Origin of the sequence: Ferrovum myxofaciens (assembly GCF_013181415.1) — a bacterium.
Taxonomy (GTDB): Bacteria; Pseudomonadota; Gammaproteobacteria; order Burkholderiales; family Ferrovaceae; genus Ferrovum; species Ferrovum myxofaciens.
The window spans coordinates 2593935-2614151 of the sequence record NZ_CP053676.1; the positions used below are offsets into that span (position 1 = coordinate 2593935).

At 51.5% G+C, this 20217-nt stretch carries 22 protein-coding genes, 1 tRNA gene and 3 pseudogenes; 15 read left to right on the top strand and 11 right to left on the bottom strand.

Going from position 1 to position 20217, the window contains the following annotated elements; all coding sequences use genetic code 11:
- Positions 1-285: 285 nt before the first annotated feature.
- From HO274_RS12910 to HO274_RS13650, 7 genes are all read left to right on the top strand, one after another.
- The gene (locus HO274_RS12910) at positions 286-648 is read left to right on the top strand and encodes a hypothetical protein (protein ID WP_051861725.1); all 363 of its coding nucleotides are present in this window, start codon (positions 286-288) and stop codon (positions 646-648) included.
- 9 nt (positions 649-657) lie between these two features.
- Positions 658-1068: a hypothetical protein gene (locus tag HO274_RS12915; RefSeq protein ID WP_273120265.1), complete on the top strand. Its 411-nt coding sequence runs from the start codon at positions 658-660 to the stop codon at positions 1066-1068.
- Positions 1069-1094: 26 nt separating this feature from the next.
- The gene (locus tag HO274_RS12920; RefSeq protein WP_150112325.1) at positions 1095-1451 is read left to right on the top strand and encodes a hypothetical protein; all 357 of its coding nucleotides are present in this window, start codon (positions 1095-1097) and stop codon (positions 1449-1451) included.
- A gap of 124 nt (positions 1452-1575) precedes the next feature.
- Positions 1576-2529 (top strand): transaldolase, encoded by a 954-nt coding sequence (gene tal, locus HO274_RS12925; protein WP_031595022.1) that lies wholly within the window; start codon positions 1576-1578, stop codon positions 2527-2529.
- Between the two features lie 37 nt (positions 2530-2566).
- Positions 2567-3184, top strand: a complete 618-nt coding sequence (locus tag HO274_RS12930; protein WP_031595021.1) for a histidine phosphatase family protein — start codon at positions 2567-2569, stop codon at positions 3182-3184.
- Between the two features lie 390 nt (positions 3185-3574).
- Positions 3575-3784, top strand: coding sequence for a type II toxin-antitoxin system HicB family antitoxin (locus tag HO274_RS12935; protein ID WP_273120270.1), 210 nt, complete (start codon positions 3575-3577; stop codon positions 3782-3784).
- Positions 3785-3787: 3 nt separating this feature from the next.
- On the top strand, positions 3788-4012 hold the full coding sequence (locus HO274_RS13650) for a type II toxin-antitoxin system HicA family toxin (protein ID WP_420537367.1): 225 nt from the start codon (positions 3788-3790) through the stop codon (positions 4010-4012).
- Between the two features lie 320 nt (positions 4013-4332).
- Here HO274_RS13650 and HO274_RS12940 read toward each other — a convergent pair whose 3' ends face one another.
- Positions 4333-4530 (bottom strand): 2-hydroxymuconate tautomerase, encoded by a 198-nt coding sequence (locus tag HO274_RS12940; RefSeq protein ID WP_420537413.1) that lies wholly within the window; start codon positions 4528-4530, stop codon positions 4333-4335.
- Positions 4531-4764: 234 nt separating this feature from the next.
- Here HO274_RS12940 and HO274_RS12945 point away from each other — a divergent pair.
- Together HO274_RS12945 and HO274_RS13655 are read left to right on the top strand one after the other, a co-directional pair.
- Positions 4765-5109: pseudogene (locus tag HO274_RS12945) on the top strand (isochorismatase family protein); the annotation flags it as partial.
- A gap of 1 nt (position 5110) precedes the next feature.
- A pseudogene (locus HO274_RS13655) lies at positions 5111-5257 on the top strand (ATP-binding protein); the annotation flags it as partial.
- 173 nt (positions 5258-5430) lie between these two features.
- Here HO274_RS13655 and HO274_RS12950 read toward each other — a convergent pair.
- Positions 5431-5898, bottom strand: coding sequence for a nuclear transport factor 2 family protein (locus tag HO274_RS12950; RefSeq protein WP_273120307.1), 468 nt, complete (start codon positions 5896-5898; stop codon positions 5431-5433).
- 73 nt (positions 5899-5971) lie between these two features.
- Between HO274_RS12950 and HO274_RS12955 the strand changes: the two genes are divergently transcribed.
- Together HO274_RS12955 and HO274_RS13660 are read left to right on the top strand one after the other, a co-directional pair.
- Positions 5972-6589, top strand: a complete 618-nt coding sequence (locus HO274_RS12955) for a TetR/AcrR family transcriptional regulator (protein WP_273120309.1) — start codon at positions 5972-5974, stop codon at positions 6587-6589.
- 180 nt (positions 6590-6769) lie between these two features.
- Positions 6770-7033 (top strand): tyrosine-type recombinase/integrase, encoded by a 264-nt coding sequence (locus tag HO274_RS13660; protein WP_420537414.1) that lies wholly within the window; start codon positions 6770-6772, stop codon positions 7031-7033.
- 67 nt (positions 7034-7100) lie between these two features.
- Here HO274_RS13660 and HO274_RS12960 read toward each other — a convergent pair.
- The 8 genes from HO274_RS12960 to HO274_RS12995 form a co-directional block, all read right to left on the bottom strand.
- Positions 7101-7179 (bottom strand) — tRNA-Ile (locus HO274_RS12960).
- 7 nt (positions 7180-7186) lie between these two features.
- Entirely contained in the window at positions 7187-9064 is a 1878-nt protein-coding gene (rpoD, locus tag HO274_RS12965; protein WP_273120312.1) for an RNA polymerase sigma factor RpoD, read from the bottom strand.
- Positions 9065-9139: 75 nt separating this feature from the next.
- Positions 9140-10894: a DNA primase gene (gene dnaG / locus HO274_RS12970; protein WP_273120316.1), complete on the bottom strand. Its 1755-nt coding sequence runs from the start codon at positions 10892-10894 to the stop codon at positions 9140-9142.
- Between the two features lie 68 nt (positions 10895-10962).
- Positions 10963-11175 (bottom strand): 30S ribosomal protein S21, encoded by a 213-nt coding sequence (gene rpsU, locus HO274_RS12975; protein ID WP_031595712.1) that lies wholly within the window; start codon positions 11173-11175, stop codon positions 10963-10965.
- A gap of 77 nt (positions 11176-11252) precedes the next feature.
- A complete protein-coding gene (locus tag HO274_RS12980; protein WP_273120320.1) occupies positions 11253-11657 on the bottom strand; it encodes a hypothetical protein in 405 nt (134 codons plus the stop codon).
- Between the two features lie 2 nt (positions 11658-11659).
- Positions 11660-12181, bottom strand: coding sequence for a bacteriohemerythrin (locus HO274_RS12985; RefSeq protein WP_273120323.1), 522 nt, complete (start codon positions 12179-12181; stop codon positions 11660-11662).
- Positions 12182-12184: 3 nt separating this feature from the next.
- The gene (gene sppA / locus HO274_RS12990) at positions 12185-14053 is read right to left on the bottom strand and encodes a signal peptide peptidase SppA (RefSeq protein WP_273120325.1); all 1869 of its coding nucleotides are present in this window, start codon (positions 14051-14053) and stop codon (positions 12185-12187) included.
- A 2-nt stretch (positions 14054-14055) separates the two neighbouring features.
- The gene (locus tag HO274_RS12995) at positions 14056-14493 is read right to left on the bottom strand and encodes a phosphate-starvation-inducible PsiE family protein (RefSeq protein ID WP_031595720.1); all 438 of its coding nucleotides are present in this window, start codon (positions 14491-14493) and stop codon (positions 14056-14058) included.
- 182 nt (positions 14494-14675) lie between these two features.
- Here HO274_RS12995 and HO274_RS13000 point away from each other — a divergent pair, with 182 nt between their 5' ends.
- The 3 genes and pseudogenes from HO274_RS13000 to HO274_RS13010 all read left to right on the top strand — a co-directional run bounded on the left by HO274_RS13000 (position 14676) and on the right by HO274_RS13010 (position 18619).
- The gene (locus HO274_RS13000; protein WP_031595722.1) at positions 14676-15194 is read left to right on the top strand and encodes a PAS domain-containing protein; all 519 of its coding nucleotides are present in this window, start codon (positions 14676-14678) and stop codon (positions 15192-15194) included.
- 225 nt (positions 15195-15419) lie between these two features.
- Positions 15420-16697 (top strand): annotated as a pseudogene (locus HO274_RS13005) (methyl-accepting chemotaxis protein); the annotation flags it as partial.
- 56 nt (positions 16698-16753) lie between these two features.
- Positions 16754-18619: a hypothetical protein gene (locus HO274_RS13010; protein ID WP_273120330.1), complete on the top strand. Its 1866-nt coding sequence runs from the start codon at positions 16754-16756 to the stop codon at positions 18617-18619.
- 62 nt (positions 18620-18681) lie between these two features.
- On the opposite strand, the gene HO274_RS13015 is transcribed toward HO274_RS13010, so the two are convergent.
- Complete coding sequence (locus tag HO274_RS13015; RefSeq protein WP_031595727.1) at positions 18682-19251, bottom strand: YceI family protein; 570 nt, start codon at positions 19249-19251, stop codon at positions 18682-18684.
- A gap of 211 nt (positions 19252-19462) precedes the next feature.
- Between HO274_RS13015 and HO274_RS13020 the strand changes: the two genes are divergently transcribed.
- Complete coding sequence (locus tag HO274_RS13020) at positions 19463-20179, top strand: helix-turn-helix domain-containing protein (protein ID WP_273120332.1); 717 nt, start codon at positions 19463-19465, stop codon at positions 20177-20179.
- Positions 20180-20217: the final 38 nt, after the last annotated feature.

Here is a 20217-nt window from a genome sequence, read left to right on the forward strand (position 1 = left end):
GGATTTCGGAACAGAAAAGCAGCCAGTGGGGGGGGAACTGTCTGAATAGGCCTGTTGAACCAGGGGAGAGGTCACTTGAAAGTTTGATCAACTGCTTCAATCAGATGAGTAAATCCATCCAGGGGAAAGAACGATCAGATAACCGATCAAGAAGGGTTGCCTCAGGAAAAAACTGCTGACCCCCGACGCATCATTGGTCTTGACAAGTGAGCGTGCTTTGGGTTCCACTTGTTCGGGTAGGTGAAGCCGTAAACGTAATGATATAACCACCCACAGGAGACAGTCATGAATAAAACAGGAAAAATGATGTATGGCATGTTGGTTGCGGCACTCTGCGTTTTGCCGTTGGGATCCTACGCCGCAGGTGGCGCAAGTATTGAAATTTTGTCACCCAAGGAAGGTGAAATCTGGACGGCGGGTGCCCATGTGGTGAAGTACCAGGTGCATCCCAGTCCCAATGGAAACCACCTGCACGTCTATGTGGACCAACAGGATGAACCCATTATCAGCCACCAAATGAGTCATTGTCCGTGCTCGGAACAGTTGCCTGACCTGGGACCAGGGAAACATCGGGTCACGATCAAGGAAGCCACAGCGAGTCACAGTTTGACTGGGGTGGAGAGCAGTGTTTCTTTCACCGTGAAATGAGGGTGATGCATGGGCACCCTGCTCGAATATGCCCTCATTCAAGTACTTCATAACTTTGGAGCCTTGTTGGTCGTTGGATTGAGTGGATATGGATTCCGGGTTGCCCTGCTGCGTCATTCGCCCTCCCAAACTTTTGCGCTCTTCGTCCTGCTGGCATGGTTGGCGCAAGGGTTGACGGGGGCTACCTTTGGCTGGGTGACGTATCGTTCGGATCACCGACTTCCCGATATCCATGGGATCGCCATGATTGCGCTCATGATCAAAGTGTCCTGTGTGTGTGGAGGAGCAGGACTGATGACCTCTTGCCTGGTCTGGGGGGGGGCATGGTCATCTTCTCGCCGGATGCTGATTTGGGCAGGTTCCACCGGGTTGGCCTGTCTGGCATTGACGGCGGCTGCATTTCTGCGTTGGTTTTCATGACGGAGAATCTTGGGAATGGAGGTTTTGTGAAAAAAACAATCATGTACGTGGTGTTGGCGCTGACCCTGTCTTCCTGTGGGGAAAGCAATCCACTCCTCGGAAAGTGGAAAACAGAAGCCATTCTGGGCGCCTCCAGTACGCTGGAATTCAAACGGGACGCTGTGATCACGACCTCAACCGCTTTTGGTGTGGACGAGAGCAGGGAGGAAAAGGTGAGTGACTACCGAATTGAAAAAGAGGGGAATGGTCAGGAAAAAGTTGGGGTCTCCGTCAAAAAAGGCAATGAGACCGAAACAGTTTGGTACAAAGTCCTGAATAAGGATACTCTACAATTTGATGCTGGTTTGGTTAGTATGACTTATCATCGTATAGGAAATCAGTGAACGGTAGAGAGGCGTGGCGAAAAAGCGTCATTCTTCCCTTCATTTTTTCCCGGTTCTGGAAAACAGAATAGTTCTCTCACTCTTCCAACGAATTCACTCCCATTCATAAATCAGGAGTTTCTTAATGACTGCAGAAACACTGCTTGATCAGTTGAAGTCCATGACGGCCATTGTTGCAGATACCGGTGATATTGAAGCGATTCGGCATCACCAGCCAGAAGATGCGACAACGAATCCCTCCCTTTTGCTGAAAGCGGTTGCATTGCCTGAATACGGTCCGCTGATCGATGATGCGATAGGTTGGGCAAAGGCGCAGGGCAACCAGGTAGAGCAGCAGCTTCATGATGCCACGGACAAGTTGGCCGTGGATGTCGGTCTGGAAGTACTCAAAATCGTGCCAGGACGTGTCTCTACAGAAGTAGACGCTCGCCTTTCGTTTGATACGCAAGCCACGCTGGCGCGGGCAAGAAAACTGATTCGCCTGTATCACGAGGCGGGGATCGGCAATGAGCGGGTTCTGATCAAGATCGCTTCAACCTGGGAAGGAATCAAGGCGGGAGAAATTCTCGAGCACGAGGGCATTCATTGCAATCTGACCTTGATGTTTGGTTTTTCTCAGGCACGCGCGGCTGCTGAGGCGGGTGTGACACTGATCTCACCTTTTGTGGGACGCATCATGGATTGGTACAAAGCCAAGGGCGATGTTTTTACACCTGAGAAAGATCCTGGAGTACTGTCGGTTCAGAAAATCTACCAATACTTCAAGGAACATGGTTATCCCACCACGGTCATGGGGGCTTCTTTCAGAAACATCGGCGAGATTCTGGAACTGGCCGGATGTGACAGGCTGACGATCGGACCCAATTTTCTGGAAGAACTGCAGAACACCCGGAGTGTATTGGTGCGGCGCTTGAAACCTGAGGGAGAAGTCAAACCCCGTCCCCCTTCGCTGACGGAAGCCGAGTTCAGATGGGAAATGAATGAGGATGCCATGGCTACGGAAAAACTGGCGGAGGGCATTCGCGGATTTACAGTGGACCAGATAAAGTTGGAAAAATTATTGGCTGACCGACTGTAAATTGATGGTTCAAAAACCTCTGAGGGAGATGAACGAGATGCAGATTATTCTTACCCGCCATGGGCAGGTCGAAGGCATCGATCCTCCGCGTTTCAGAGGGCGCATGGAGTTGGAATTGACTTCTGTGGGGCATCAGCAGGCCACCGCCCTAGCCAAAGCGGTCGCCAGGCAGTTTCAACCAGATGCGGTCGTTACGAGTCCACGGAAACGTTGTCAGGCTACAGGGGCTGAGGTCGCGCGGGAGTGTGGGATCCTGACGCAAGTTCAGGAGGGATTCGATGACTTTGACTACGGCCAGTGGCAGTGGAAAACCCATGCGGAAGTGGAGGCTGAATTTCCGGAGGAGTTGGAACGTTGGCAGCGGGTTCCCCAATGGATGCAATTTCCGGCGGGAGAGTCGTTGCAAGCCGTTGCTTTGCGCACCACCGATGCTTTGCGTGCTTTATTCGCCCGGCATAGGGGCCAGACAGTGGTACTGGTTGCCCATGACAGTGTCAATCGTGTCATTTTGATGCAGGCCCTCGATCTGCCCTTGTCTGCCTACTGGCGGATTCAGCAAGAGCCCTGTTGTATCAACCTGCTGACTTTTGATGCGAACATGCAGATGAGGGTGCTTCGGCTCAATGATGCCGCGCATTTGCACGATCTGAACTGACAGTTGCATCAGTCAAACCGGGAACTGTCAGACCAGATCGCGACTACTACACTTAAACTCATGGGCCAGCGAACCTCCTTCTGATCGATTCGGGCTACTTGCTCATGAATTTGGTTTTGTAAGGGAACAAAAACTCGGGATCAAAAAGGGAAAACCATAAGATTTTTTTGTTCATTGCTCCCCCTGATTTTTGTTATCGCCTAATACGAACACGGAAACTTTGGCATCAGTACCAACACGTTTCGGCCTGAGGGTGGATGGCATGTCGGATTTTTGATCATGGAGGGTTAACCTGACAAGTACCCTACAACCGACCCATTAATACCAGTTGATTAGCCGCTGGTATAATAATCACCTAGGCATCGCAAGATGCACTAATTGGAGCGAAGCATGAAAGTCTATTCAGCAGTGATCGAGCGGTGTCCACAAACAGGCCTGTTCGTTGGTTTTGTTCCAGGCTTTCCAGGCGCTCATTCCCAAGGGGAAACGCTGGATGAAATCAATCACAACCTGCACGATGTTATTGAAATGCTACTTGAAGATGGTGAGCCAGTCATGGAATCCGAGTTTGTCGGGGTTCAAAACGTCGCAGTCGCTTGATTTATGGGCAACGTTCCAGTCCTTAAGCCCAGTGAAATTATCGCCATTCTGATCAAACTTGGTTTCACCGAAGTCCGCCAACGAGGATCGCATAAACAATTCCGCGATAGTGCGGGTCGTTGCACAACTGTTCCTTTTCACCAAGGCCGGGATATTTCCCCAATCTTGCTGCGCCAAATCGCTAAAGACATTGGCCTCGCGCTTGATGAACTTCTTAAACACAGATAGTCGCCGAGCAGGGATGATTGAAAAGCGAATCTATCCCAACTTCTAGCACTCTCAGGAACGCATCAATGGCTGGAAACGTACCTAACCGCGACTAGCAGGAACAATCGCATATCTTGTCCAATTCAGGAAACCCCGCCGGTAGGTGTGTTGTGATCAGGCTCAGCAGGGGTGCAACGGCTTTGAAGCGTAGAAACTCTCAAGAGTGGCAGCCAAAGGCTGAGGTCGGGGAGGATTCCACTTCCAAGGTGGTACATTGACCACACGCTCAACCCATTTATCTAGGAAGGATATGCGTATGGTTAGTGGTCAACGATGGCTGGCTACTTCAATTTTTTCCATTCATCAGTTAGGAGGCCAGCGAATCCCCAGTCTTCTTCATTAATTTCCTGAATGACAATATGGGTATGTTCCGGCTTCTTACCAAGTACGCGCACAAGTGAATCGGTAATGTCCTTGACCAGTTGGGCCTTTTGCTCTCTGGTAGCACCCTTGATGAGTTGGATATTTATATACGGCATTTTGTCGACTGGTTTGCTCTTTATGTTGGGAGGAAACTGCAGAGGCATGCATCATGCCAAATTTTTTCTGCTTTCGTCAAATACCATGCCCCCTATTTGCTCGCAGGTAAGAAAGGGGTAGTCTGTGTATCCACGGTGGTCGCCACCATAAAGTGTGTTCCCGTCCACTACATTGTATGGTCCACCTGCTTTGATACGGACGACAAGGTCAGGGTTCGCTAAAGGAGTATCCCCATGCCATCCCACCGCCGTGCTCTACTTGTCATTGATGTGCAGAACGAATATGTTACCGGCAACCTGCCCATCGAATACCCCGATATTCGGCACTCCCTGACCAATATCGGCAGAGTTATGGATGCCGCACTATTAGCGGATGTACCCGTTATCGTTGTCCAAAACACTTTGCCCGCTGGAGTGTCTGTTTTTGCCAAAAGATCTCCCAGTTGGGAACTCCATCCATCCATCCATCCGTCCGTCCGTTCCCGGCCGTACAGCCATTACATTGAAAAGACCCTGCCCAGCGCCTTCGCCGGTACTGACCTGGCTGGGTGGCTGAACCGAAACGACATCGACACGCTGAGGAGATTTCTTTATTGATGAAAATGTGGCTGTTCCAATTGTTGATCGACTGATACACCATGCCCAGATATTCATGCTGGGTGGTGAAAGCTACCGTCTGAGGCAAAAATTAGGCGGTGGTTCTGGGGCTGGAGTGGGTCAAAATTAATGACCAAAAGTGGGTCAAATCTGTTGGCCATTGACAGCCTCCATCCCGGAAGTCGAAAATGTTACCAAAATTCCCAAAGAGTGGGAACGGATCAGTTGATGCAAAACTTCGACGCGGGATTCTTCGAATTGGGGGGAGTATACACGATATTTTCTCACTGGGATCAACCAAGACTATAACCCCAACTCGCTCAATCCGGGGTGCCCATCAGGGCGACGTCCCAATGACCAGAAGAATTTCCTGTCATTCTGATTGATGGGCAGATCGTTGATGCTGGCCAAGCGGCGCATCATGAACCCTTGCTCATTGAATTCCCAGTTTTCGTTGCCATAGGAACGAAACCAATGACCTGAGTCATCGTGCCACTCATAGGCAAAACGCACAGCCAAGCGATTCCCCGAAAAGACCCAGAGTTCCTTGATCAAGCGATAGTCCAATTCCCGGGCCCATTTTTGTGTCAGAAACTTGCGCACCTGATCACGCCCGACCAGAAATTCTGCTCGGTTTCGCCATTGCGTATCTTCGGTATACACCAGCGCAACCCGTTCAGGATCACGGCTATTCCAGGCATCCTCCGCCAGACGAACTTTTTGTCTGGCAGACTCTTCCGTAAAGGGGGGAAGGGGTGGTTTTGTTTCCATCAGAGGACTCCAGTTTTTATATAGACAAGCGAAAGTCTAGTCAATGTAGACAGACTTGTCTACAATCATGCTCATGAAGCCAAAAAACGATAAGCAATCAAAGCCTCCTTTGGGGGCTCGCGACCGCATACTGCAAACCGCACATAGCCTGTTTTATCAGGAAGGCATCCGGGCCACGGGGATCGATCGCATCATTGCCACAGCCGGCGTCACCAAAGTCACTTTCTACCGGCATTTCCCCAGCAAGAACGATCTCATTCTCTCTTTTCTGGAATTCCGGCATCAACTTTGGATGGAATGGTTTGCAGCGGAATTGCAGCGTCATGGTGGGCATTTGGAGGCGCTGATTCCGACTTTAAAAAGCTGGTTTGAGAGTGATGGCTTTCGCGGATGTGCCTTTATCAACAGCACGGGAGAACTGGGAACGGTACTTCCTCAGATATTAGAAATGACATGTCATCACAAGCGCGACATGACCGAACTCATTCAAGGATTGTTGCCGCCCTCCCCCAACACAGACAGGGATGCACAAGCCATCGCCCTGGCCGTGGATGGGGCCATCATTCATGCGCAGTTTGAGCCATCGCCCGAGACTGCATTGCAGAATTTTGGTCGGATTCTGGAATTGCTCGGAAATGTAGGAATCAACCAGGCTCAGAAACTCTCAAAAGTGGAAAGTATTGGGCGCTGATTGCGCTACTCATGCCTCAAATTTCCCGTCCGTTTTTTTCGATGAAGTTCCCCCCTTGTAGATGGTTGTCAGAAACGAGGGGTCATATTTCATCGACCGCCGAGAGATGCTTAGACTGTGCTCCCACTACTCCAGTTTGCGGGCTAGGGCGATCAGAGAAGGATCCAAATTCATCCAAAGATTGCCAGCGCGAAGGTTGATTTATCCTACGACCAGATTGAAAAGAATTTCAGGAAAGCAAGAAAGCTGGCGGGAGTTGAATGGTTGAGGTTCCATGATCTGAGACATTCGGCGGCCAGCGCCATGATCAATCAGGGGGTGGATTTGTACACTGTTGGTGCGGTACTGGGGCATCGGTCTGCGACCAGTACCAAACGATACAGCCACCTGGCGACAGAGAGACTTGCGGAAGCCGTATTCAGGATCGGAAGGAAAGTGGCGTGAAATGGTCAAAAATTTCCCACTAATATTTCTTATAAAATCTAAAAAACTTTATAACCTATTGATTTATTGGTGGGCCTCCTCGGAGTCGAACCGAGCACCAACGGATTATGAGTCCGCTGCTCTAACCAAGCATGAGCTAGAGGCCCGGTTAACTCAATTTTCTGAATTTTCTATGAAACTACGCAGTCGTTCCGAACGGGAAGGATGGCGTAATTTGCGCAGGGCTTTGGCTTCGATTTGACGAATGCGTTCCCGTGTTACATCAAATTGTTTGCCCACCTCTTCCAGCGTATGGTCTGTACTCATTTCGATGCCAAAGCGCATTCTTAACACCTTGGCCTCCCGTTGCGTCAAGGAGTCCAGCACGTCTTTGGTGGCATCGCGCAAACTGGCATACAGGGCAGAGTCAGCCGGCGCAACGGTAGCATTGTCTTCAATGAAGTCGCCCAGATGAGAGTCGTCATCATCCCCAATGGGTGTTTCCATGGAAATGGGTTCCTTGGAAATTTTGAGGATCTTGCGAATCTTGTCCTCAGGCATCTCCATTTTTCGTGCCAGTTCAGATGCATCCGGTTCCAATCCGGTTTCTTGCAAAATCTGGCGGGAGATGCGGTTCATCTTGTTAATGGTTTCAATCATGTGCACCGGAATTCGGATGGTGCGGGCCTGATCAGCAATGGACCGGGTAATGGCCTGACGGATCCACCAGGTGGCATAAGTGGAAAACTTGTAGCCACGCCGGTATTCAAACTTGTCCACGGCCTTCATCAGACCGATATTTCCTTCCTGAATTAGGTCAAGGAATTGCAAGCCGCGATTGGTGTATTTTTTGGCAATGGAAATGACCAGACGCAGATTGGCTTCGATCATTTCACGCTTGGCACGGCGCGCACGGGCCTCTCCAGTGGACATCTGGCGCGCGATCTCCTTGAGGTCGCGAATGGGGATGCCCACTTCTCTTTGCAGCGCAAGAATTCGTTCCTGTTCTTCAACAATCGCGTACTTGAAACGTTCCAGGGCCGCGCTGTGACTCCGCTTGGCACTGATTTCATCAGCCAGCCAGTGCAGATTGACCTCATTGCCCGGAAAGGATTTGATGAAGTAGTTTCGTGGCATCCCCGCCGAACTGACGCAGAGATGCATGATATTGCGTTCATGGGCCCGGACCCTGTCCACTAACCGGCGCAGGCTACTACACAAAAATTCCACTTGTTTGGCCGTGAAACGGATGGCCATGAGTTCCGTCGAGACGGATTGCTGCAATGATTTATATTCTTCGCTGGCATGTCCTGCGTTGGCAAGAGTCTGTTGTAATTGCTGATTGAGTTCGCGAACTCGGGAAAAGCGAATCAAAGCTTCGTTTTTCAGATGTTCGAGACTGGCATTGGATGCGTTGGCATCCTCATCTCCCTCTTCGTCCTCATCGTGAGTGAGGTCGATTTCCACCTCTTCAGTCAACTCCTCGTCCGAAAGAAGGGCACCATCGCTGTCGATCAACCCGTCGATGACTTCGTCGATTCGTAAAGTTCCCTCAACCACGGAGTCCACCAGGACCAGAATTTCATCAATGGTGGAAGGACAGGAAGAAATCGCCTGAATCATGTGCTTGAGGCCATCTTCGATGCGCTTGGCAATCTCGATTTCCCCTTCACGGGTCAGCAATTCCACTGAGCCCATTTCACGCATGTACATCCGCACAGGATCCGTGGTCCGACCAAAATCCGAATCCACCGTGGACAGCGCAGCCTCGGCTTCTTCCACCACGTCCTCATCGGCCATGGGCGGAGGCGCTTCCGACATGAGCAACTGTTCGCTATCCGGTGCCTCGTCATACACCGCAATACCCATATCGTTGATCATGCCGATGACGGACTCGATTTGATCCGAGTCGAGCATTTCATCGGGGAGATGATCGTTGATTTCAGCGTAGGTGAGAAACCCCCGATCCTTTCCCAGTACGATGAGATTTTTAAGTCGGGTGCGTTGCGCGTCGACGTCGGATTGTCGCGTCTCGGGTTTATCTGCAGCCATAGGCGGGCGTACTCCTGTCAGGCAGAATCGTTAAAATAACAGAGGATTATAGCCTATTATCGAGAATCCTTCCAGTCACTGCGCCAGACGATTGAGCGTCAACCACTGCAATCGTTCCTTTTCCTGTTGATTCAGAGGGCGGCTCTGCGCCAACTGGAGCAGGCTTTTGGCCTCCTGTTGACGCCCCATACTCTGCCAGCGCTTCAGACCATCTTGATAGACTACGACCAGTTCCTCCGTTGGAGTCTCCTGTAGGGTCAAAAATTCCCTTTTTAGAACAGCTTCTATCAATTTTTCTTCATCCTGGGCACGGAAATGTTCGAGAATATGTGACAGATTGGGAATGGAGTCCTGATGACGCAGATAACTGGCCAAATGGTGCAGAGCCAGTGCTTCCGGAAGTGGAGAAGTCTGGGTATCCGGGTCAGGAATGCCGACCTGCTGTGCAAAGGAGGGTTCAACCAGTAGACAGGCTATTAACTGATGGGCAATGGAACTGGGGGCCTGGCGCGGCCGGAGAGGGAGGCGAGACCGTGGTTGAGGTGATTGAACCCTGGGGGCAGCGGAGGTTCCGAGAAATGAATTCAATTGGTCCAGGGTGATTTCCAACCACGCGGCCATCAATCGTTTCAGTGAGAAGGTGAGCCAGGGGGAAGTCAGCGTAGCCAGAAGTTCCCGTGCTTGGCGCAGGAATTGGCCCTGATGTTCGGGTTGGCTGCGTATCAGTCCTTGGGTCAGCAGTTCCATGACGAAATTGGAGAGTGGGAGGGCCGTGGCAATTTTGGCACGCAGTACAGCGGGGCCATTCTGGCGCACGAAACTATCCGGGTCATCTCCTTCCGGGAAAAACAGGAAGCCGATTTCCTTTCCTTCCTCAAAAAGAGGCAAGATCAGGTGCAGGGCTCGTTCGGCGGCTTTGCGTCCAGCTTTGTCGCCGTCAAAGGCAAAGAGGATCTGGTCCGTGCTGCGCAACAAACGTTTTGCCTGATCGGCTGTGGTGGCTGTCCCCAAGGTGGCGACGACATTGCCAATCCCTGCCTGGGAAAGGCTGACGACATCCATGTATCCCTCAACCACGAGAATCTGGTTGTTCTGACGCAGTGCCTGACGGGCCTGGGGCCAGCCGTATAATTCCTTGCCTTTTTCAAATAGTTCGGTTTCAGGTGAATTCAGGTACTTGGGTTCCCCGGCATCGAGGACTCGTCCACCAAAGCCAATGACCTGTCCTTTATGGTCATGGATGGGGAACATGAGGCGGTCGCGAAAACGGTCGTAACACTTGCCATTCTCGTTGCGGACCATCATTCCCAAGGCCAGCCAGGTATCGACGGTGACCTGAGGGAACTTTTCTTCCAGTCCATGCCATGCGTCGGGGGCATAGCCCAAACCAAAATGTTGTGCAGTCTCCGGTGTTACCTCCCGTCTCTGGAGATATTCCCGAGCATGAGGAACTTGAGTCAGTTTTTCCTGGTAATGGAGGGTAACTTGTTGGAGCAGGTCGAGGCCGCTTCTGGAGGGAGCCTGACGGACCGGTTCTGTGCTCGAGGGAACCGTCAGTCCGGCTTGATCTGCCAGATGCTGGACCGCTTCCACGAAACCGGCGCCCGTATGTTGCATCACAAAGCCCAAGGCATTGCCACTGGCACCACAACCAAAGCAGTGAAAAAACTGACGTTGGGGGTTGACCGAAAAAGAAGGGGTTTTTTCCTGATGAAAAGGGCAACGGGCAACGTAATTGACGCCCGCTTTCTTGAGCGGAACCGATTGCCCGATCAGATCGACGATATCAGTGCGATCCAACAGGGTTTGAATGAAATCGTTGGGGATCATTCGCTTCCCTGTCACCCCAACCCCCGTGCCGGCGAGAAGGGGAAGTCAAATGATTGAAAGTCCTTTAATCAATACAACTTGGGCGGTAACATTTGGCTACGTAGACGCTTGTAACGGCGCTTGACGGCAGCGGCCAATTTACGCTTGCGTTCGGCGGTGGGCTTTTCATAGAATTCGCGGGCACGCAACTCGGTCAACAGCCCCGTTTTCTCAACGGCGCGCTTGAAGCGGCGCATGGCAACATCAAAAGGTTCGTTTTCTTTGACGCGGATGTTCGGCATTCAGACCTCGGATTCAATCAGCAGGGTTATCAATCTTTCAAGTATAGCAGTTTTTATGGGAGATGGCGCAGCAAACGCTATTTTTTCAGAGGGAACGGTGAAACATAGGGTGTGAGGGAACGGATGGTGCTTTTTTCTTCGAGTTGGGCCAAGGCTCGCTCAAATTCTGCCGGGATCCGTACCTTCAATTCCACGCCCTCTGGGAGGTAGTAGTGTCCTTCGAAATAAACGGGGGATTGAAGGTCCAGACGGTCCTGTGGGCGAAAGTGAGCCCAGCGTAGAAGGGCCTGTTGTTTGTTATCCTGATGGAGAAAGGTGATTTCATGGTGTTCAAGAATGGCCAATACCTGCAAGGCACGGATGGGAAGAAACAGCGGTGAATCCGAACGCTGGACCAGGACATGAAATGATCGGTAAGTCGCGGCGGGCATGCCCCGCACTTCGCTCAGGATGGATGTGCCATATTCAACGGTTAATTCCATTATTACTCGTGTTCTGTGTGGTCCGGTCTGTTCTGTTTTTCTGGATGAGCAGCATGGGAAGAAGAGAGGGAGAAAACCTCGGGGCGGCTCAAATATACTCGGGGTACGTGAACTCTCCTATGGGGGCGATGCTCGGAAAAACGGGCAAAGTCCGCAATTTTCTGGTCTTCTTGAGCAATATGCTGGAGGATCCATTCATTCAGGAAATAAAGCAAATCGTCAGGCATTTCTCTTTTCTTGCCTATGCGCCCGATCATGACCTCCAGTTGTGCCAATAGGGCCGAATGGATTTCCTCATGGGCGGCGGTGTCGGGATAGCCCACCTCATGCATCAGATTCTCTTCGCTGGTGAAGTGAAAGTCCGCAAATTTCTTGACCTCGAACAGGATGCGCATGATGGTGGCTTCGGGTTCTGCCGATTTGATCGCCACGTCCAGTTTGCGGAAGAGCATGATCAAGAGACGATGCTCCGTATCGATCAGAGGGTTGCCAATTTCGTACGATTTATCCCAGTGAATATACATAGCTCAGGGGATCTGGCAGAAACAGTGGGTGAGGGGAACGAAGGGGGCGGTTCCTTTCAGCAGTGGGCTGACCAGGACACTCAAGTCGGTTCGCGTTTGGGAGGACGATGCAATGGTCAGGGCAGGATTCAGCGCGAGTGTTCCCTGAGATAACCAAGCCACCAGAGGATTGGGTAACAAACTTTGTCCAATCAGGTTGAGCCACCGTTGCCAGGGACTGGGGTTGGGATCGTAATAGTGAACAGGGGCACTTTCCGTGAGATGTGCCCGCAAACGGGCGCTCTTCAGGGCGTCCTGAAACAGGCCGAGATGATCGATCAGATGGTAGTTCAGGGCTTGGGTCCCGGTCCATACCCGACCCTGGGCGACAGTGTCGACGGCTTGAGGAGAAAGCCGGCGGGCAGTGGCCGTGCGCTGGATGAAGTCCTGATAGAGGTGACTCACGCTGCTTTGCAGGATCTGGGTGAAGCGTGGATCCAGAGGGCGCAACAGATTGTCGGCGTCGCTTAGCCAGGTCGTGGTGACTCCCCCTGTATGAATGCCGGCCTTGTTCATGAGACCATCGGCAGTGGGGATCAGGGCAAATACGCCGATGGAGCCAGTTACCGTATCCGGGTCGGCAATAACTTCATCTGCAGACAAAGAAAGCCAGTAGCCGCCGGAAGCCGCTAGATTACCCATGGATACCACCACCGGCTTCCCCGCTGCCTGGGTGAGAGCCAGTTCGCGCCGAATCAGTTCCGAGGCATGGGCGCTGCCACCGGGCGAATCAATGCGCAGTACCACAGCCTTGACCTGATCGTCTTCCCGTGCTGCCCGAACCAGATCTGCGGTGGTGATTCCCCCAATCGTTCCGGCCGGTGCTTCTCCGTCCTGTATTTCTCCTTCGGCGACGATCACGGCGATGCCATCCCCACTTTTGGGATCAGGGAGGCGGGAGACATAGTCATCCAGAGAAATTTGGCGAAAGTCCTTGGCCTTGTCATCCTCATGGCCATTTTTTTCCAGTAATTTGGTCAGTTCGTCGGGGGTGACCAGAGCATCGACCCAATGCTGGGAAAGGGCCAGTTTGGCGGCATTGCCTTGTAGCGTGGCGAGATCCTGGGGAAGATGATCGATAGATTGGTCGATCATGCCAGCGGGTTGGTGACGCGCGTTTTCTATGGATTGATCAAAATCTGCCCAAAGTGCGTGGTAAAGGGTTTGATCCGCCTCCAAGGCGGCTGGAGAAGGTCCATTGGCAACATAAGGTTCACCGAAACTCTTGTATGTGCCTACCCGAATCAAGTTGACCTTGATACCCAAACGATCAAGGGCATCACGGTAATAATTGCGGTAACGTCCAAAACCTTGAAAGAGTACTTGTCCCAAAGGGTCAAGGTAGAGACGGTCGGCGTGGGCCGCCAGAAAATATTGGCGTTGATCGTAATGGTCAGCCCATGCAATGACGGGCTTCCCTGTTTTTTTGAAACGGTCTAACGCATGGGCGACTTCGTGCAGGATAGCGATTCCTGAAACTTGCAGACCATCGGTCTTGAGCAGTATGCGATCGATGGCAGGATCCTGGGCTGCTGCATCCAGAGCTTCCAGAACATTACGCAACTCGATATCTCCAGAATCGTTTTGATGCAACAAACTTGCACTCAGAAGATTATCGGTACGGGGAGCCGCTTGCTCCACCAGGTGGGCGTTCAAATCAATGACCAGAGTGGTTTTTGGCTTGGGAGCCGGGATGCGATTGCTCAGATAGGTCGTCAGGCCGCCGGCCAGAAGAAACACAAATACGAGACTGACTCCCAATTGACCCAGGCCCATCAATCCACGCCAAATCCAGTACAGGGAACGTCCCAACCAACGAAACAACGACGCCATACTTACTCCTGAGGAGGTGGGAAAAAGAGGGAAGCGACCCGGGTACCGACCAGAACAGCAATCAATAGACTTAGCGCCAGAATGTCACGCCATTCCAGGCTATGGCTGTAGAGTCCAATGAACACATCGCGCAGTACGAAGACGATGGCGACTTCAGAGATGACGCGCAAACGCAAGCGATGAAACTCTAAATAATCAGTGAAACTGCGAAAGAGTTCGATCAAGACGAAAACAGACAGAATGGACTCCACCAGAGTTTGGATGGCGATTTCGTGTCGCAAGTTGCGTAGTGCATCATAGAGGTCCACCAGAACGCTGAACAACGCAACCCCCAAGGTGATCAGCATCACCATGATCAGGAACACAACGATGAGGTCGATCATGGAACCGTAAATTCTTAGGATGCGACCCTTGAAACCAAGAATATTTTTGAAGCGCATGAGACACTGATCCGGTAAAGATGGAAAACACAATCGAATAGAGTTTTTGGTGAGTGCTCAGGATAGCAGAAAATGAGAAAAATCTGTCCTGATCCGGCACGGATTCCAAAAAGACCATGCTAGAATCCACACGGACAATACGTTACGATCCCAAAACTTTCATGCCGACCAGAGGTTGATTCATGAAAAACAAATTATCTCCGACACAGGTAGAAAAAGTCATGCGTGATAATGACTTTATCGTTTCGATGACCGACGTCAAGGGGCGTATTACCTACGGGAATCGCATTTTTATCGAGTTTTCTGGCTATTCCTGGCAGGAGTTGGCAGGAGTGCAACATAATATTATTCGTCATCCCGATATGCCCCGATGCGTGTTCAAACTGCTCTGGGATGTTATTGCCGGGGGGAATGAATGCCATGCCTATGTTAAAAATTTGGCCAAGGACGGAAGTTTTTACTGGGTTTTTGCCAACGTTACTCCGCTCTTTGATCCGTCCGGTCAAATTGAGGGATATTTTTCCGTGCGGCGCAAACCCAGGGCGGAGGGGGTCAAGGTGATGGCGGGCCTGTACCAGGCGCTGCTGGAAATTGAACAAAAGGCGGGCGCGCGGGATGCCATTGAAGCCTCTACTCAGGTGCTGTTGAAGATATTGGCGGATAAGGGCGTGGGTTATGACGAGTTTGTTCTCTCGATCTGATCCTCTATAGTACTTTAATTGTCTGTTTATTTGGGGATATATCGGACCATGACCCACTCCTTGATCGGCAGGATGACCTTGATTTACTCGATACAGGCTGCCTGGGTGAGCCTGATGGTGGTATTGACGGCGGGCTTTGGGGTGGTTTCTCCCTGGTTGTTGGTGCTCCTGCTCCCCGCGTTGTTATTGCCTTGGCTTTCGTTGCGTATATTGACCCGATGGATGAGTCCGCTCGACAAACTCAATGTCGTAGTGCGTGAGGTCGCTCAGGGACGCTTCAATAATCGGGTTCTGGGTGTGGACGATACGGGTGAACTGGGAGAACTATGCTGGAATATCAATGATATGCTCGACCAGTTGGGTGCTTTCTTTCGTGAGCAGGAAACCACCTTTCGGGCCAACATCGAAGGTAAATACTATCGTACGACTCTTTCCACAGGGTTGCATGGAGGATTTCGAAGGGGATTGGAAAACCAGAATGTTTTGCTGGCTGCTATGGCAGACCAAAAACGCAAGTCAATTTATCATGGACTCATTTCACGGGCCCATGACCTCAATACGCGTAATTTGCTTCCCAACCTGGCTTCTACTCAGGAGGATATGCATCTGATCACGGAGCGCATGGGCGCGGTCACGGATCAGGCTACCCAAACGTGCGCCGATGCAACTGTCGGAAAGTCACTGGTGGCGGAAGTCGTCCAACGTTTGGATGATATAGCCCGTCGAGTGGATTCTGCCAACCAGACTTTGCTGCAATTGAATTCACGCAGTACGGAAATTCGTCAAGCAGTCGCACTCATCACCTCCATTGCCGATCAAACCAACCTGTTGGCGCTCAATGCGGCGATCGAAGCGGCTCGAGCGGGAGAGGCGGGGAGGGGGTTCGCTGTGGTGGCGGATGAAGTGAGAAAGTTGGCTGAGAATACCAAACATGCTTCGAGGTCCATCGGTCAGATCATGGAAACCTTGCAGCAGGAAACTCATCAGATGCAGGCGGATTCCGAAGAAATGCGCTCGAACGCAGTGCAATCATTACACGTCATCGGTCAGATGGCAGAACGTTTCGCATCTTTCGATGCTTCAGCCAATAAAACGCTGAAGGATGCAACTTACGCTCATGATCTGAGTTTTACCTCCTTGATCAAGGTGGATCACCTCATTTACAAACAACAGGCCTACGTCATGCTCAATCGAACAGAAGATTCAACAGCAGCCCAGGCGGTGGCGGTGGATCATCGCCATTGTCGGTTGGGGCAGTGGTATGACGGTGCAGGTCGGAAAGATTTCGGTTCTCTCCAGGCCTTTCGCCAGTTGGAAACTCCTCATGCCAAAGTTCATGACAACATTCATGAGGTTGGTCATCTGATGGAAGGAAAATGGATGGAAGATCTCGATATCCATGACCACATCATTCAGTCCATGGAAAAAGCCGAACAAGCCAGTTTGGAAGTAATGACATTGCTGGCCCGGATGGTGCGCGACAAACATCCCTCTATGGGATAGAACTGATTGGGGTTTCGGAGAGATGCCTCAATCCTTGAACCGGTCAGGATAACTTAATGGAGACGGGTATGGTGGAGGTCCCCAAGGTTTGGCGTTTTTTTCGGGCAGGTGGATTTGATCAGGTCAAAATCGAGACCGCCTCGGATTTGCTCGAACTCAAGCAATTGAACCAAAAGTTATGGGTCGCTTTGTCCTGTCCGGTCAAGGGACTGCAATTTGACGAACGCACGCTGAGTTTGATCGATACGGATCAGGATGGGCATGTGCGAGTCCCTGAACTTTTGGCTGCCATCGATTGGGCGGCGGACCGATTGATTGACCCGGAAATTCTGGCATGCCCCCAGGAGGATTTGAGACTGAGCCATCTGCGCGAGGATGAGAAAGGTTGCGCACTGGCCGAACAGGCCCGTCGGTTGCTTGCGGACTTGGGCAAAACCGAATTCGATGCCTTGACTGTCACCGATGTTGAACAGGCTCAGACGCGTTTCATGGCCCGACTTCGTACCGCATGGGAAGACGCCTGCCCTGCAAGTTTGCCGCTCGGAGAAAAAACTCCTGATGGGTACCTGATCCTGAAAAAGGTGGCGGATAAACTGGATGATTATTTCTTGCGCTGTCGTATTCTGGCCTTTGAAGGAAAGCAAAGTGAAGAATTGGTTACAGAGGCGCAACATCAAGCGGTTTTTTCTTCTTCCAGTGTTGCTCGGGAGGTATTACTGGAGTGGCCTCTGGCGCTTGTGGACAGTTCGGGGTGTTTGCCTCTGATCGAAGGGCTCAATCCAGTCTGGGCGGGAGCCATGACTTCTTTTCGGACCCAGGTGGTCATTCCACTATTGGGAGAGCGCACCACACTGGCCGAGAGTGAATGGATACAACTCAAGGATATTTTTTCAGAATTCGCAGACTGGCAAGGGGCAGGTCCTGTGGATACAGAGAATGAAACGGTTCGTGATTTGGAAAAATTGGTCCGACTGGTGCGAGATCTCATGCTCCTGGCGAACAATTTCGTTTCATTCAAGGCCTTTTATACGCGTACGGGTCAAGCGATTTTTCAGGCGGGGACTCTTTATCTGGATAGCCGTTCCTGTGAACTGTGTGTCACGGTGAACGATACGGCCAAGCATGCACTGTTGGCAAATTCGTCGAACATTTGTCTGGTTTATTGCGATTGCACGCGCGCGGGGCAGAAGACCACCATTGCGGCTGCATTTACTGATGGGGATTCTGATCAGTTGAGGGTGGGAAGAAACGGTGTGTTCTATGATGCCAAAGGACAGGATTGGGACGCCACCATTACGCGTATCCTCGAGCAACCCATTAGTCTGCGTCAAGCGTTCTGGTCACCTTACAAGAAGATGGTACGTGCCATCAGCGACCAGTTTGAGAAATTTGCCTCCAGTAGAGCCAAGGCTGCTGATGACAAATTGGTCAGTTCTGCGACCTTGACCACTAAAAACGCTGCCGGGGGTACTTCCGGCGTGGCACAACAGGCTTTTGACGTAGGTAAGTTTGCGGGAATTTTTGCGGCCATCGGCATGGCGGTGGGGGCCATTGGTACTGCTCTGGCTTCGGTGGCAGTCGGGTTATTTTCCTTGGCGTTCTGGCAGATTCCGTTTGTCCTTCTGGGCGTTTTGCTTCTGATTTCCGGGCCATCGCTTCTGTTGGCATGGTTCAAGTTGCGTTCCCGTACCTTGGGTCCGATCCTCGATGCCAATGGGTGGGCGATCAATGCCCGGGCAAAAATCAACCTGCTCTTTGGGGCTTCCCTGACTCAACTGGCCCAATTGCCACCAAATGCTGAACAGACACTGACTGATCCCTTTGCCGAGGAGGATCACTCTGCCTGGATTTATGTGGTCTGGGGTGCAGTGGCTGTGATGGTCGTGGCTATGCTCTGGGCCGTGCGGACGAAGTCGCATTGATGCGCGCACGGCGGTCTGTTTGAAATCCCCCCGAGGGCAAGCCTCGGGGGATAGAACCGTTGTTACTGTTTGATGGCCTCCACAGAAACCGTGATGGTGACATCATCACCCACGTAGGGAACATATTTGCTCATGCCGAAATCAGAACGTTTGACATGGGTTTCTGCATCGCCACCACAGGCTTCCTTGAGTACCATGGGATGGAGTTTGCACGTGAACGAGGTGATCTTGAGTGCCACGGGATGGCTGATGCCTTTGAGAGTCAGGATCCCGTCGATTTCGGTGGGCGTATCCCCGGTAAATTTGACGGAATCGCCCTTGAAAGTGGCGGTAGGGAATTTCTCCGTGTCCAGAAAATCGGCTTCCTGAATATGCTCATTGAAATGATCCGAACCGGTACTCACGGAGCGGGTATCGATGGTGATATCGGCTGCACCTTTCCTGGCTGCGGTGTCCAGCATGATCGTTCCGGATACCTTGTCAAAGCGGCTCAACTGGGTGCTGAATCCGAGGTGGTTATAGGAGAAGCGGGCAAAGGTGTGATGGGGGTCGGTAGCATAGGTATCCATGGCCGCGTGCACCGATGCGGAAAGGGGGGCAAGCAGGGCGAGAATGAGTCGTGCTTTTTTCATGAATTGTCTCCTGGGGGATAAATAGTACGAACACGAACAATATAAGGGTTTGCATCCATGGATGCAAGTTTTTTTGTGGAATGTTAGATTCGATTCTGCCACAGGATGGCATAAAAGCTTTCCCCTTCAAAGATAGGGAAGGGTACAATGACATAAGTCAAAATCTGATGGTATTTTATTAATAATTTTCGGATCAGGCATTGTTCCCATTATGAATCTTCATGACTTGAAATCGGTATGTGGTAGTTGCACCATCCGGGAATTGTGTCTTCCTGCCGGATTGAGCGATGAGGAGGTTCATCTGCTCGATCAGCACATGGATCATCGTCAGATTGTGCCCAAGGGCGACTATCTTTACCGTGTCGGTGATCCTTTTCGTTCGCTCTTTGCCGTCAGTTCCGGTTTTTTCAAGACGGTATTGCTTCATGAGGATGGTCGGGGGCAGATCACCGGGTTTCAGATGATGGGGGAATTGCTGGGTTTGGAGGCCATTCATAGCGATCATCATGTGTGTGACGCCATTGCTCTGGAAGATAGTGCCGTGTGTGCCATCTCTTTTGACCAGTTTGAAGAACTTGGACAGGTCATGGCCAATCTCCAGCATCGGTTCAACAAGGATTTGTCTCGAGAAATCGTCCGTGAACACCATATCATGATGTTGCTGGGGAGCATGCGTTCGGAGGAGCGCCTGGCCAATTTCCTCATCGACTTGGCGGATCGCCATGCCCACCGCCACCAGTCTCCCGTGGAGATGACCCTGCGCATGACGCGAGAGGATATTGGCAGTTATCTGGGACTTAAACTGGAAACGGTCAGCCGTCTTCTTTCGCGCTTTCATGATGAAGGAGTGCTGGAAGTACGGGGACGACGGGTAAAAATTCTCGATCGAAACGCCTTGGCCTTGCGTAGGACCGAAACCCATAATTAGCAGGTCAGCAGATCTTCCGGGTCTGCGATTTCATTTCT